The sequence below is a fragment of the Enterococcus infantis genome (assembly GCF_049166715.1).
In the GTDB taxonomy this organism is placed as follows: Bacteria; Bacillota; Bacilli; order Lactobacillales; family Enterococcaceae; genus Enterococcus_C; species Enterococcus_C leclercqii.
In genome coordinates this window covers 53,220-67,101 of record NZ_JBMHFB010000011.1, presented here as the reverse complement: position 1 = coordinate 67,101, position 13,882 = coordinate 53,220, and the positions used below count along the sequence as shown (strand labels likewise).

Sequence of the window (13,882 nt, the reverse complement as noted above, 5' to 3'; positions counted from 1 at the left end):
CCATGTTTTTCCGAGCGGTGTCTCTTTAGCGCACGTTATCAGTCTTCGATGTCTTGACGATCTTCGACTGTTTCGATCTGATCGTTCAGCTCATTTTCATCTTCTTTGACTTGTTGTGCGGCTTGTTCTTCCAGCTCTTTAGCGGACTGGCGTTGCTGTGCGAATTTTTCCAACGCATCGACAGTGATCAAATCATCGTCATCGTCGTCCATATCTCGCAGCTCGATCTCTTCGTTGTCGATATCCAAGACCCGCATATCCAAACCAAGAGATTGCAATTCTTTCACTAATACGCGGAAGGATTCCGGAACACCTGGTTTAGGAATTGGTTCGCCCTTCACGATAGCTTCGTAGGTCTTCACACGTCCAACAACATCATCTGACTTGTAAGTCAGGATTTCTTGCAGGGTATAAGCCGCACCGTAAGCTTCCAGTGCCCAAACTTCCATTTCTCCGAAACGTTGTCCACCAAATTGTGCTTTACCACCCAATGGTTGTTGTGTAACCAGTGAGTATGGTCCAATGGAACGCGCATGGAGTTTGTCATCAACCATGTGGGCCAGTTTGATCATATACATGACACCGACAGAGATCCGGCCGTCAAATGGTTCCCCGGTCCGACCATCGTACAAGACAGTCTTCGCGTCAGCCGCCATCCCGGCTTCTTTCACTGTTGCCCAGACATCCTCATCGTTGGCACCGTCAAATACTGGTGTTGCCACGTGGATGCCCAGCTGACGAGCGGCCATCCCCAAGTGCAATTCCAATACTTGCCCGATATTCATACGAGAAGGTACCCCTAATGGATTCAGCATGATATCCACTGGTGTGCCGTCTGGCAAGAAAGGCATATCTTCTTCCGGCATAATCCGAGAAACAACACCCTTGTTCCCGTGACGTCCGGCCATTTTATCCCCTTCATGAATCTTACGTTTTTGCACGATATAGACCCGAACCAGCATATTGACACCAGGTGACAATTCATCGCCGGCTTCACGGGTAAAGATCTTCACGTCGTGGACAATCCCGCCACCGCCGTGAGGCACACGCAGAGAAGTGTCGCGAACTTCGCGGGCTTTTTCACCGAAGATTGCATGGAGCAAACGTTCTTCAGCAGACAGTTCAGTTACCCCTTTTGGAGTGACTTTCCCTACCAGCAAGTCGCCGTCTTTGACTTCGGCACCAATGCGGATGATCCCCATTTCGTCCAAGTCTTTCAACGCATCTTCCCCGACGTTCGGGATTTCGCGAGTGATTTCTTCAGGCCCCAATTTAGTATCGCGGGCTTCTGATTCATATTCTTCAATGTGGACAGAAGTGTACACATCATCTTTGACCAAACGACGGCTCATGATGATGGCATCTTCATAGTTGTAGCCTTCCCAAGTCATAAAGGCAACCAGCACGTTTTGACCCAATGCCAATTCCCCTTGTTCCATGGAAGGACCGTCTGCCAACGTATCGCCTTTATCGACTTTTTCACCCAACGTCACGATTGGACGTTGGTTGTAAGAAGTCCCGGAGTTGGAACGACGGAATTTAGTAACAGAGTAGACATCCAACGCACCATCTTCACGACGAATGCGAACTTCAGATGCATCCACGTATTCAACCACACCTGGGTTCTTACACAACAGGGCAGCACCTGAGTCATGGGCGGATTTGTATTCCATACCGGTACCAACCCAAGGTGATTTAGGGTTAATCAAAGGCACCGCTTGCCGCTGCATGTTGGCACCCATCAAGGCCCGGTTACTATCATCGTTTTCCAAGAAAGGAATACATGCAGTCGCTACTGCCACTACCTGTTTAGGAGAAACGTCCATGTAATCGACTTTATCGATGGATACTTCGATATTCTCAGAAGTTGCACGCGCCATTACGACCTCTTCAGCAAAACTGCCGTCATCGTTTAATGGGCTGTTTGCTTGGGCGACAACGTAATGGTCTTCGATGTCAGCAGTCAAGTAATCAATAATATCAGTAACCCGACCATTGGCACGATCGACACGGCGATAAGGTGTTTCGATAAACCCGTATTTGTTGACCTTCGCATAAGACGCCAGCGAGTTGATCAGCCCGATATTCGGACCTTCAGGGGTTTCGATTGGACACATACGGCCATAGTGAGAATAGTGAACGTCGCGGACTTCATAACCGGCACGGTCACGAGTCAAACCGCCAGGCCCTAAGGCAGACAGACGACGTTTATGCGTCAATTCACCCAGTGGATTGGTTTGATCCATGAACTGGGACAACTGGGAAGAACCAAAGAATTCTTTGATACTTGCCACTACCGGACGGATATTGATCAATTGTTGCGGTGTCAATGTTTCGGTGTCTTGAATTGACATCCGTTCACGAACTACCCGTTCCATACGAGCCAAGCCGATACGGAATTGGTTTTGCAACAATTCACCTACGGAACGAATCCGACGGTTACCCAAGTGATCGATATCATCCACATTGCCGATGCCTTCCATCAAGTTCAGGAAGTAGCTCATAGAGGCGATAATATCTGCAGGGCGAACAGTTTTCACGGAAGCATCCGGATAGCCGTTGCCGATCACATTGATTTCCCGTTCAGGATCTTTTGGTGAGAAGACTTTGATGACTTGAACAGTCATTGGTTCTGTCACTACACCATCTTCTGAAGGGTAGTAAGTTACTGCGTTCAAGCCGGCTTCCAAGAATGGTGCCAACTTGTCCATTTCAGCGTGACCCAAAACAGTGCCTTTTTCAACAAGGATCTCACCAGTTTCCGGATCCACCAGCGTTTCCGCCAATGTCAAATTCAACAGACGAGTCTTCAGATCAAGCTTTTTGTTAACTTTGTAACGACCAACATTTGCCAAGTCGTAACGTTTTGGATCAAAGAAGCGCGCGTTCAACAGGTTACGAGAGCTGTCGGCGGTTTTAGGTTCCCCTGGACGCAGCCGTTCGTAGACATCTTTCAAGCCTTCTTCTGTACGGGAATCACTAGCATTTTTATGCAGATCTTTTTCGACCGTATTGCGCAATGATTCGCTTTCGCCGAAAATTTCAAAAATCGTGTCATCGGAACCAAAGCCCAACGCCCGTACTAAAACAGTCAAAGGAATCTTACGGGTACGGTCAATCCGCACATAAGAAATATCTTTGGCGTCGGTTTCCATTTCCAACCATGCACCCCGGTTAGGGATAACAGTTGAACCGAAACCTTCTTTACCGTTTTTGTCGACTTTGCCATGGAAGTACACCCCAGGAGAACGTACCAACTGGGATACGATAACCCGTTCAGCCCCGTTGATGATGAATGTCCCTTGCTCAGTCATCAGTGGGAAATCGCCGAAGAAGACTTCCTGTGCTTTGATTTCGCCGGTTTCCCGGTTAGTCAAACGCAATGTAACGTGCAATGGTGCCGAGTAGTTGGCATCGTGAGCCCGTGCTTCTTCTACCGTATACTTCGGTTCCTTCAGTTCATAATCCACAAATTCCAGAGACAGGTTGCCGTTGAAGTCGTCGATCGGCAAAATGTCTTCAAACATTTCCCGCAAGCCCTCGTCTAAGAACCATTGGTAAGAGTCCGTTTGAATCTCGATCAGATTCGGTAATTCCAATACTTCACTGATACGTGCGAAACTTCTGCGTTCGCGGTGTTTCCCGTATTTTACTACGTGTCCAGCCAAGCTCTTCACCCCTCAAAATTTCTTTCAAAAAGGCTATCGGATTTCGTTACAGTTTTTTTACAAATATTAATTTACTGTAACAAAAAGCATTTTTTGCGGCTTTTGGGCACAAAAAAACACAAAAGCAGAAAGCGAAATTTTCGTCTTGCAACTTTTGTTTTCCTGTGCTGGAGCCGGAACGGACAATAGATCGTTCCTGCTTCCTTGTGTCAATCAGATAGTTTTTGCATCTCCCTATTATATAGAGAGAAACTGTTTCTGTCAATGCTTTTCACAATGTAACTTTCATGAAAAACGCATCAGTTAAGGATTTCTTTAGGTTTTCCATTGAAAGCCCACCTGCAGATAGGTCAGCTGCAAGCTGCCTCCTTTTTCCCTGTAGGGAGACTTATTTTTAAGTAGTAAATAAGGAAAGCCTGTGTTTGAAATTTTTGACACTAAAAAGCCAAGGCCCTTCCACTGTTTTTAATGGAAATGCCTTGGCTTTTCGGAGCTCACCTGTAGTATCCCTCGCTTCGAAGGACAGTGACCGGAGGATTGACGATTGTCGCAGCCCCGTGCTTTTTATTCGGCGATTGCCGTCTCCAGTCCGACTTCAATCATCTCGTTAAATGTTGTTTGCCGTTCTTCTGCAGTGGTTTCTTCGCCGGTGATGATGTGATCACTCACCGTACAAATTGCCAACGCCTGCACATGGTATTTGGCAGCAATGTAATACATCGCCGCAGCTTCCATTTCTACTCCCAGCACGCCTAGATCAGCCAACTTCAACGTCTCTGTCATATCATCTTTGTAGAAACTGTCTTCTGATAAAAGGTTGCCCACATGGGTCGTGAAGCCTTTTGCTTTGGCAATTTCATAGGCCTTCAACAACAGATCAAAATCAGCGATAGGCGGATAGTTGAAGGTTTGGAAATTCTTTTGCACGATGGAGGAACTGGTTGCCGCTGCTTGACCAATCACCAAATCTCGCACATGAACATCTTCTGAGATGGCGCCGCAAGTTCCCACACGAATCAGCTTTTTCACGCCGTAAGAGTTGATCAGCTCATGGACATAGATACTGGCAGAGGGCATCCCCATCCCAGTTCCTTGTACTGAAACTCGTTCCCCTTTGTAGATACCCGTGTAGCCCAGCATGCCGCGGACTTCATTGTAACAAATGGGGTCTTCCAGGAAGGTTTCCGCAATGTATTTTGCTCGCAATGGATCACCTGGGAGTAAGATTTTATCTGCAATTTCGCCTTCTTTGGCGCCGATGTGTACGCTCATTGTCATGACCTCTTTTCTTTTTTATAGTTCAGCTAATGTCTTTTTCACCAGGTCTTTGAATTCACCTTTCACCCGTTCAGTAGTCGCCACTACCTCTTCATGATTGAGGTTGGCTTGCATACCGGCAGCCAGATTGGTGATACAAGAGATTCCCAAAACTTTCAAACCACTGTGGGCGGCCACGATAACTTCCGGAACAGTGGACATCCCCACAGCATCTGCACCGATAGTCCGAGCCATCCGAATCTCAGCCGGCGTTTCATAAGTTGGACCTGAAAAGCCCATATAGACGCCTTCTTTTAGATGCAAGCCGCTTTTTTGACCAACTTTTTTAGCAACTTCTTGATACGCTGGAGTATAAGCATTGCTCATGTCAGGAAAGCGCGGTCCCAAGTCTTCATCATTTGGTCCGATCAATGGATTTGTTCCAGTAAAGTTGATTTGATCTGTGATCAGCATCAAGTCTCCTGGCTCAAAGTTTTCATTGACCCCGCCACAGGCATTGGTCACAATCAATGAATGGGCGCCTAATGCTTTCATCACCCGCACTGGATAAGTCACGGTCTGCATGGAATGCCCTTCGTAAAAATGGAAACGACCTTGCATCGCCAATACTTTTTTACCAGAAAGCGTCCCGTAAACGAGTTGTCCTGCATGACCCACTACCGTTGACACTGGAAAGTGGGGGATTTCATTGTAAGGAACCACTACTTTGTCTTCGATTTCTTCGGCTAACTCTCCCAATCCTGAACCCAGAATCAGTCCGAAAGTAACTTCGCCAACACCTTGGCTCTTAATAAATTCTGTGGTTTCCTTGATGGCTAATTTTAATTCAGTCATAATGTCCTCCAGATTTTTTCTTTTGTCACAACTTTTATCCACATATCGAAAGCCTAACCCACATTGCTCCACTTATCCATGCGGGATAGGCTCTCGTATTTCAAGTAGTAAAATCCTCTTTGCAAATGATGCTTATTTCAAATCTGCCAAAAAGCTCTTGCCATTTTCAGTTGCCGGTACGCTGAAGTTTTCAGCAATCGTTGCAGCAATATCAGAATAGTAACCTTGTGGCAGTGCGCCTTGGCCGCTGAATTTCTTGCTGTAAGCCAAAAGCGGCACATATTCCCGCGTGTGGTCTGTTCCTGGGAAGGTGGGGTCATTGCCGTGATCGGCCGTGATCAATAGCAGGTCATCTTCCGCCATAGCTGCCAACAATTCAGGAATCCGCAAGTCGAAGTCTTCGATAGCATGGGCATACCCCACCACATCGCGGCGATGACCATAAAGTGCATCAAAATCTACCAAATTGGTAAAACTCAGGCCCGTAAAGTCTTGCTTCATCACATCCAGCAATTTATCAACACCATCCATATTGCTCTTGGTTCGGACTGCCGCTGTGATGCCTTGACCGTTAAAGATATCGTTGATTTTTCCGACGGCAATCACATCTTTGCCATTGTCTTTCAGTGAATCCAAAACCGTTTTACCAAAAGGATCCAACGCATAGTCGTGACGATTTGGCGTCCGGGTAAAGTTGCCTGGTTCACCCACATAAGGACGAGCGATAATACGGCCAATCATATAAGGTTCATCTTTTGTAATATCCCGGGTGAATTGGCAAATACGATACAGTTCTTCCAATGGAATGATTTCCTCGTGGGCTGCAATCTGCAAGACTGGATCGGCAGATGTATAGACAATCAAGTCGCCGGTTTTCATCTGATGTTCGCCGTAGTCATTGATAACTTCAGTGCCGGAATATGGTTTGTTGCAGACTATTTTGCGACCGGAAAAGTCTTCAATCTGTTTTAGCAGTTCTTCCGGGAAGCCATCAGGAAAAACTCGGAAGGGCTTTTGAATATTCAAGCCCATGATTTCCCAGTGGCCAGTCATCGTATCTTTACCCACCGAGATTTCTTCTAACTTCGTAGCATAACCGTCATGACCATTGATTGCTGTCACACCTTCTAGAGGACGAATGGTCCCCAAGCCCAATTGTTCCAGATGCGGGATGTTCAGCCCAGCTTCTTTGGCAATATGTCCCAACGTATCGGAACCTTTATCACCGAATTTTTCGGCATCTGGTGCTTCGCCAATCCCTACTGAATCCATTACGATCAAATGTACACGTTTAAACATCATTAAAAACCTCTTTCCTTTTTTGTTAAACCAGACATTTTCTACACTCTTATCTTACAAAAAAACTCTCAAAATGACCCGTCTCAGCTATCCAAAATCTCTGCGCCAAGCAGTCTCATTTGCAAAGTCTTTGATACCAAACTTGAACATACCATTAAGAAAAACAGCCAAGCCACACTTTCAGCCAAAGTATTGCAAAATAAATAGTTTTGTAGCAACGCGTCTACGCCCAGCTTTCGCCATTGACTACTCATCGCGTTTTCAGAACGTTCCTCTCTGAAAACAGACAAGCCACGCTCCAGCAACAGTTCTGCAAAAATAAAGAGCAAGACAAAGAAACACTGTCCCTTAGTCCCGCCCTTTTTACAGTCCAGCTACTCACAGATTGCTTCTGCAAGTAGCTAGGCAACGTCTTGTTTCTCTGAACAAGACTCTATTTAGTTTTGATATAGTTGGTACCGTTAGCTTTTGGTCCTGAAGCTTTTCCGAGGAAGAGAACCAGCACCAAGATTGTCAAAGCGTATGGCGCTGCTTGCAAGTATACATCCGGGATAGAAGAAATCACAGGGATGTTTTTGCCGGCGATACTGATGTTCTGAGCAAAGCCGAAGAAGATAGCTGCACCCATGGCACCTAGTGGATTCCATTTACCAAAAATCATAGCTGCCATAGAAATGAACCCCTGACCGGCGATAGTGGTAATGGCAAACCGTCCGGAAATGGACTGTGCGAAGACTGCACCCCCCATACCTCCAAGAAAACCAGAAATTAAGACGCCGGCATAACGCATGACATAGACGTTGATTCCCAATGTATCGGCTGCCTGCGGATGTTCACCAACTGAACGCAAGCGCAAGCCAAATTTTGTTTTGAAAATAACGAACCAAGACAAGATTGCCACTAAAATGGCAAAATAGGCCGGCAAGAAGGTGTCCTTGAATAAGATTGGCCCGATCACTGGAATGTCTTCCAAAACTGGAAAACTAAAATACCCCAGGCGACGTTCAATACCATCTGTCTGCCCTTTATTGTACAGCACTTTTACCAAGAAGATAGCTAGTGATGGTGCCAGCATATTCATCACGGTACCACTGATGATATGATCGGCACGGAAATTGATGGTAGCCACTGCATGTAGTAAGGCGAACAAGACGCCCGCCAACCCGCCGACAAGCATTCCCAGCCATGGTGTCATTGCGCCAAACTGGTTGGCAAATTCCAAGTTGAAGACCACCGATGTAAAGGCCCCCATGACCATGATTCCTTCCAAGCCGACGTTTACGATCCCGCTGCGCTCAGAGAAAACACCGCCTAATGCCGTCAAAATCAACGGTGTAGAGTAAATCAACGTTTGTGTAAAAATCGAGGCGATTTGATTGAGATCCATTACAACGTCCCCCCTTCTTCATCTTGGTCAGCAGGTTTACTTTCGACATCTTCAACAACTGCTACTTCTTTTTTGCCGCCAAAAATTTTGGCCAGCAGGAAGCGAATAACAAAGCTGATTCCGACAAAGAAGATGATGATGGCAATATCCACATCCACTAATTCTGAAGGAATGTTGACCATCTGCATCCCGGGACCGCCAAGTTTCAAAATACTGAATAACAAGGCTGACAGTAAAATACCGACAGATGAGCCACTCCCCAACAAGGAGACGGCCATCCCGTCAAACCCGATACTCAATGAGGCCCCTTGCGTAAAGTAGTTTTGGAAAGTTCCCAAGCCGTAAACAACGCCGCCCAGTCCCGCCAAAAAACCCGATATAATCATGGAAACGATGATGGTCCGCTTGCTGCTCATACCGGCATACTCGGAAGCATCCGGGTTCAAACCTACTGCGCGAATCTCGTATCCTAAAGTTGTTTTCTTCATCAGGAACCAAACCAGCACTAGAAAAGCAACGGCCAGGAAAATACCGATATTTAAGCGAGAGTTATTGGAGATGCTTCGCAAAAATTCAGTCTGCAAAGTCCCGTTAGCTCCCACGCGATTGGAGACGCCGGTATTTGAAATCAAATCTTTAGACATCACATGGGTCACGATATGGTTCGCCGTGTACAGCAAGATATAGTTCATCATAATAGTAACGATTACTTCACTTGTACCGAAGAATGCTCTGAGAATCCCTGGTACAGCCGCAGCCGCAGCACCAGCCAATGCTCCTACGATCAATGCCGCTGGAACTACCACAGCTTTTGGTGCATTTGGCATCGAGAGGGCCACCCAGATACTTGCCAGCCAACCGCACAATGCTTGCCCGGAAAGCCCGATGTTGAAGAAACCCGCGGAATTGGCAACGGAAAATCCTAATGCAGTAAAGATCAATGGGCCCGCAGTTACAAAGATTTCCCCGATATTACGAGGGTTAATCTGTTTGGTTTGCGGGTTCAAAAATACGGTGCTGAACATTTGCCGATAGCCGTTGACTGGATCATATCCGAAAGCAGCCATGATAACGCCACCCAGAATAAATCCTAACAGCACAGCAATGATAGGCACCATAATATTGCGGATCGTCTCTGAACGATTATTCATTGCTGACACCTGCCTTCTGTTCTTTAGCCGATTGATTCATAGCGGCGTTTGCTTGGGGCTCTTCCGATTTCTGAGACAACTGGGCCCGGGCTTCTTCCAATGAATAACCCGCCATCAAAAGCCCCAGTTCATTTTCACTGGTTTCTTTTGGATCCACAATCCCTACGATTTCACCGCCATGAATAACTGCGATTCGATCGGAAACATTCAGAATCTCATCCAATTCAAAGCTGACCAGCAGTACTGCTTTGTACTTATCCCGTTGCTCAATCAAACGTTTATGGATAAACTCAATGGCCCCTACATCCAAGCCGCGAGTCGGGTTAGCCACAATCAAAAGATCCGGGTCTCGATCGACTTCGCGGGCGATAATCGCTTTTTGCTGGTTCCCGCCGGAAAGCGCCTTGGCCGGTACCAACTCATTGGTCGTACGTACATCGAATTCTTCAATCAGTTCGCGAGCGTGTTCATTGATCTCACCATAGTTCAAAATACCGTGATTGCTCATCGGTACTTGATAATACGTCTGCAAGGCAATGTTTTCTGCCAAAGACATTTCCAAAATCAAACCAAATTTGTGGCGGTCTTCCGGTACATGTCCTACACCTTTTTCAGTGATATAACGCGGACGTTTGTTGGTCACGTCATCTCCGTCAATTGTGATGCGGCCACTTTCAACCTTACGCAACCCAGTGATTGCCTGGATCAACTCTGATTGACCGTTGCCGTCGATTCCCGCAATACCGAGAACTTCTCCAGCGCGAACTTCCAAGCTGAGGTTTTTCACTGCATCTAAGCCGCGACCTTCTTTAACGGTGATATTTTCCACAGAGAGGATGACTTCTTTCGGATGAGCAGGTGTCTTCTCTGTCTTAAATGAAACTGACCGTCCCACCATCATATCCGCCAATTCCTGAGAGCTGACATCTTTCACGTTCACAGTACCAATCCCGCGACCACGGCGAATAACCGTACAGCGATCTGCTACTGCTTTGATTTCATCCAACTTATGGGTGATCAAAATGATTGATTTTCCTTCAGCGACCAGTTCTTTCATAATCTTAATGAGTTCTTCGATTTCTTGTGGTGTCAAAACAGCAGTCGGTTCATCGAAAATCAAGACATCGGCTCCCCGATACAAAGTTTTCAAGATTTCCACCCGTTGTTGCATCCCCACCGAGATGTCTCGGACATAGGCATTGGGATCGACAGCCAACCCGTATCGCTCGGACAATCGCTTGATTTCAGCAGCTGCGGCTTTTTTATTCAACACCCCTAGACGGTTGGGTTCGCTGCCGAGAACGATATTCTCAGTGACAGTAAAGGCATCTACCAGCATAAAATGTTGGTGGACCATCCCAATTCCTAGACGATTGGCTGCAGTGGGACTAGTCATTCGAACTTTTTCACCGTTGATTAGAATGTCACCGGAAGTCGGTTCCAATAGTCCGGACAATACATTCATCAAAGTAGATTTTCCTGCACCGTTTTCCCCCAACAGTGCGTGAATCTCTCCCGGACGAACTTGCAGATTGATGTCATCGTTTGCTTTGAAGGTTCCAAAGGCCTTCGTGATATGCCGCATCTCGATAACATATTTTTCTGATTCTGCCACTCTCTTCACATCCTTTTCTCTTGCTCTGCGAGACACAGCCTCAGTAGAAAGGGCCCGGCGAACATTTATGCGCTGCCGTTTTTTTGCGTCTCTGATTGCACCAAATTGTTACTGCTTTTTAACCAATGATCAATGATTGCGGTAATGCTGTTTTCAGTTGGGGAATCCACCCCTCCTTATGACAGCGGCTTTGAAAAAAGCTGCTGTCATAAAGACAAAAACCTAAGGAAAAGGTCTTGCCTGTCAAACAGACAAGACCTTAGAGAAATCTTGATTAAGGTTTTTCCGGAACTTCGATCTTACCGTCAATGATTTCTTGCTTAGCAGTTTCAACTGCTTTTTTAGCATCATCTGAAACGTAACCAGCAGTCAAATCAACACCGCCGTCTTTCAAGCCGTAAGTCAAGTGTTCGCCACCAGGGAAGTCATCATTCATAGCACGAGTAGAGATGTCTTTAACCGCTGCGCCAACACCTTTCAGAGTGGATGTCAATGTACAATTGTCCTCTGAACCGTCTTTTGTTTTGAATTTACCGTCAGCATCTTGGTCACGGTCAACGCCGATTACCCAAACTTTGTCGTTTTCCAGTTCTGCTTTGGTTTTTTGTTCATTCTTCGCGATTGCTTCTGCAAACACACCTACACCAGTACCGCCGGAAGCGTGGAAAATGATGTCTACGCCGTTGTTATACATAGAAGCTGCGATTGATTTCCCTTTGTCAGGTGAGCTGAAAGAAGCTGCGTACTGTACATCTACTTTGATTTCTTTGTTCAGTTTTTTAGCAGTGTCTTCCACACCTTTGGTAAAGCCGGCTTCAAAACGATCGATAACTGCGCCTTCTTCGCCACCTACAAAGCCGACTTTGTCAGTTTTGGTAGTATAAGCTGCTGCAATCCCTGCCAAATAAGAAGCTTCGTGATCACTGAAAGTTGCGGAAACAACATTGTCTTTGCCTTCGATTACATCATCGATCAAACCGAAGTTCGTATCAGGAAATTGTTCTGCACCTGCTTCAATATCATTTTTCAACAGGTAGCCGATCCCAAATACTGTGTGGAAGCCGTTAGTTACGGCTGTGTTGATGTGGTTGGCATAGTCGGCAGCATCTTGTGATTGGAAGTAAGCATATCCGCCGGCACCTTCTTTAAGATTGTTTTCCTTGCCCCACTCTTGCAAACCTTCCCAAGCTGATTGGTTGAAAGACTTGTCATCTACACCACCAGTATCGGTGATTAGAGCCACACTGTGGTCACCAGTTGCTGCTGCACTTGACCCGGTTGCTTCAGATTCACCAGCTGATGATCCTGAGCTGGCACTGTTGCCGCCACCGTTGCCACATGCGCCGAGTACCATTACACTTGCCAACGCTACTGCTCCTAAACGCCACTTGTTCGCTTTTTTCATTTCTGTAAAGCCCCCTAAATTTGATTAGTTTTTTTCTTCAACAGTCTGCTGATAAATCAGAGAACTGAAAGAACGTGGTTTGAGAGCCGCCTCGGCGGACTCTGTGGTCGCAATTTTCATGAATGAAAATCGGCGACAATTTCGCTTAAAGATCTTTGTCTGTAAATGAATAAGGCAGTAATTCGCCTACTGTCGTTTCTTTGATGACACCGTTATCACCTACGAGAGTTACCGTCATCTCTTGCGGACAAAACTCTGCCATAACTTGGCGGCAAGCGCCACATGGGGAGATTGGGTCCGGTGTATGTCCGGCAATCACCAAGTGTTGAAAATGCCGTTCGCCTTCAGATACTGCTTTAAAAAAGGCGGTCCGTTCCGCGCAATTGGAAAGTCCATAAGACGCATTTTCGATATTCAATCCTTGATAGACCTTGCCTGCTTCAGTGACCAGACATGCCCCCACAGGAAAATGAGAATAGGGCACATAGGCTTTGTCCAATGCTGCTATGGCAATGTCCAGCCATTCTTGCTCAGCTTTCATAAGATTACCTCGTGTTTGTTTAATAGCCTGCGCCTTTGCCACCAGTAATGATAGCTACGCTGGCGCTGGTTCCCAAACGAGTGGCACCGGCTTCTACCATTGCCATCGCATCTGCTTCCGTGTGAATCCCGCCGGAAGCTTTGACGCCCATATTGGGACCAACTGTTTGACGCATCAACCGAACATCTTCTACTGTGGCACCGCCGGTAGAAAAACCAGTAGAGGTTTTCACAAAGTCTGCTCCTGCTGCTTGAGCGAGCTCACAAGCTTTGACGATTTCTTCATTGTTCAACAAGGCGGTTTCAATGATTACTTTGACCAAGGCGCGGTCTTTGGCAGCATTGACCACAGCTTCGATATCTTGTTGTACTTTTTTGTATTGCCCTGATTTCAAAGCCCCGATGTTGATGACCATATCCACTTCATCTGCCCCGTTATTGATGGCATCTGTCGTTTCATAAGCCTTGACTTCAGAAGTATTGGCCCCCAGAGGAAAACCAATCACCGTACAAACAGCGACGGGTTCGCCAGCCAGCTTTTCAGCCGCAAGCTTCACCCAAGTCGGGTTGATACAAACTGAGTAAAAATGATATTTCTTTGCTTCTTCGATGATACGCAAAACAGCTTCTTCTGATGCATCTGCTTTTAAAAGTGTGTGGTCCATCATGCGGTTCAATTCCATTAGTAAAACAGCTCCTTTGATT

10 protein-coding genes are annotated in these 13,882 nt (G+C 46.5%); all 10 read right to left on the bottom strand.

The window, feature by feature from the left end; all coding sequences use genetic code 11:
• Positions 1 to 38 precede the first annotated feature (38 nt).
• The 10 genes from rpoB to deoC all read right to left on the bottom strand — a co-directional run bounded on the left by rpoB (position 39) and on the right by deoC (position 13,860).
• The gene (rpoB, locus tag ACOMA8_RS12885) at positions 39 to 3,668 is read right to left on the bottom strand and encodes a DNA-directed RNA polymerase subunit beta (RefSeq protein ID WP_161898713.1); all 3,630 of its coding nucleotides are present in this window, start codon (positions 3,666 to 3,668) and stop codon (positions 39 to 41) included.
• 564 nt (positions 3,669 to 4,232) lie between these two features.
• Positions 4,233 to 4,940, bottom strand: a complete 708-nt coding sequence (gene deoD, locus ACOMA8_RS12880; protein WP_161898714.1) for a purine-nucleoside phosphorylase — start codon at positions 4,938 to 4,940, stop codon at positions 4,233 to 4,235.
• Positions 4,941 to 4,961: 21 nt separating this feature from the next.
• Positions 4,962 to 5,780 carry a purine-nucleoside phosphorylase gene (locus ACOMA8_RS12875; RefSeq protein ID WP_421371259.1) on the bottom strand — a complete coding sequence of 273 codons (819 nt, stop codon included), beginning with the start codon at positions 5,778 to 5,780 and terminating at the stop codon, positions 4,962 to 4,964.
• A gap of 132 nt (positions 5,781 to 5,912) precedes the next feature.
• The gene (gene deoB, locus ACOMA8_RS12870) at positions 5,913 to 7,079 is read right to left on the bottom strand and encodes a phosphopentomutase (RefSeq protein WP_161898716.1); all 1,167 of its coding nucleotides are present in this window, start codon (positions 7,077 to 7,079) and stop codon (positions 5,913 to 5,915) included.
• A gap of 433 nt (positions 7,080 to 7,512) precedes the next feature.
• On the bottom strand, positions 7,513 to 8,466 hold the full coding sequence (locus ACOMA8_RS12865; RefSeq protein ID WP_421371257.1) for an ABC transporter permease: 954 nt from the start codon (positions 8,464 to 8,466) through the stop codon (positions 7,513 to 7,515).
• Positions 8,466 to 9,617, bottom strand: coding sequence for an ABC transporter permease (locus ACOMA8_RS12860; protein WP_421371255.1), 1,152 nt, complete (start codon positions 9,615 to 9,617; stop codon positions 8,466 to 8,468). The genes ACOMA8_RS12865 and ACOMA8_RS12860 overlap by 1 nt, the downstream gene beginning before the upstream one ends.
• On the bottom strand, positions 9,610 to 11,202 hold the full coding sequence (locus ACOMA8_RS12855; protein ID WP_421371291.1) for an ABC transporter ATP-binding protein: 1,593 nt from the start codon (positions 11,200 to 11,202) through the stop codon (positions 9,610 to 9,612). The genes ACOMA8_RS12860 and ACOMA8_RS12855 overlap by 8 nt, the downstream gene beginning before the upstream one ends.
• A 304-nt stretch (positions 11,203 to 11,506) precedes the next feature.
• Positions 11,507 to 12,637 carry a BMP family lipoprotein gene (locus tag ACOMA8_RS12850; protein ID WP_161898719.1) on the bottom strand — a complete coding sequence of 377 codons (1,131 nt, stop codon included), beginning with the start codon at positions 12,635 to 12,637 and terminating at the stop codon, positions 11,507 to 11,509.
• 145 nt (positions 12,638 to 12,782) lie between these two features.
• A complete protein-coding gene (locus ACOMA8_RS12845) occupies positions 12,783 to 13,178 on the bottom strand; it encodes a cytidine deaminase (RefSeq protein ID WP_421371251.1) in 396 nt (131 codons plus the stop codon).
• 19 nt (positions 13,179 to 13,197) lie between these two features.
• Positions 13,198 to 13,860, bottom strand: a complete 663-nt coding sequence (gene deoC, locus ACOMA8_RS12840) for a deoxyribose-phosphate aldolase (protein ID WP_161898721.1) — start codon at positions 13,858 to 13,860, stop codon at positions 13,198 to 13,200.
• Positions 13,861 to 13,882: the final 22 nt, after the last annotated feature.

Coding starts and splice junctions, on each gene's coding strand:
- ACOMA8_RS12875 (WP_421371259.1), bottom strand. CDS start 5,780: ATGACTGAATTAAAATTAGCCATCAAGGAAACCACAGAATTTATTAAG.
- deoB (WP_161898716.1), bottom strand. CDS start 7,079: ATGTTTAAACGTGTACATTTGATCGTAATGGATTCAGTAGGGATTGGC.
- ACOMA8_RS12860 (WP_421371255.1), bottom strand. CDS start 9,617: ATGAATAATCGTTCAGAGACGATCCGCAATATTATGGTGCCTATCATT.
- ACOMA8_RS12850 (WP_161898719.1), bottom strand. CDS start 12,637: ATGAAAAAAGCGAACAAGTGGCGTTTAGGAGCAGTAGCGTTGGCAAGT.
- deoD (WP_161898714.1), bottom strand. CDS start 4,940: ATGAGCGTACACATCGGCGCCAAAGAAGGCGAAATTGCAGATAAAATC.
- ACOMA8_RS12865 (WP_421371257.1), bottom strand. CDS start 8,466: ATGGATCTCAATCAAATCGCCTCGATTTTTACACAAACGTTGATTTAC.
- ACOMA8_RS12855 (WP_421371291.1), bottom strand. CDS start 11,202: ATGCGGCATATCACGAAGGCCTTTGGAACCTTCAAAGCAAACGATGAC.
- ACOMA8_RS12845 (WP_421371251.1), bottom strand. CDS start 13,178: ATGAAAGCTGAGCAAGAATGGCTGGACATTGCCATAGCAGCATTGGAC.
- deoC (WP_161898721.1), bottom strand. CDS start 13,860: ATGGAATTGAACCGCATGATGGACCACACACTTTTAAAAGCAGATGCA.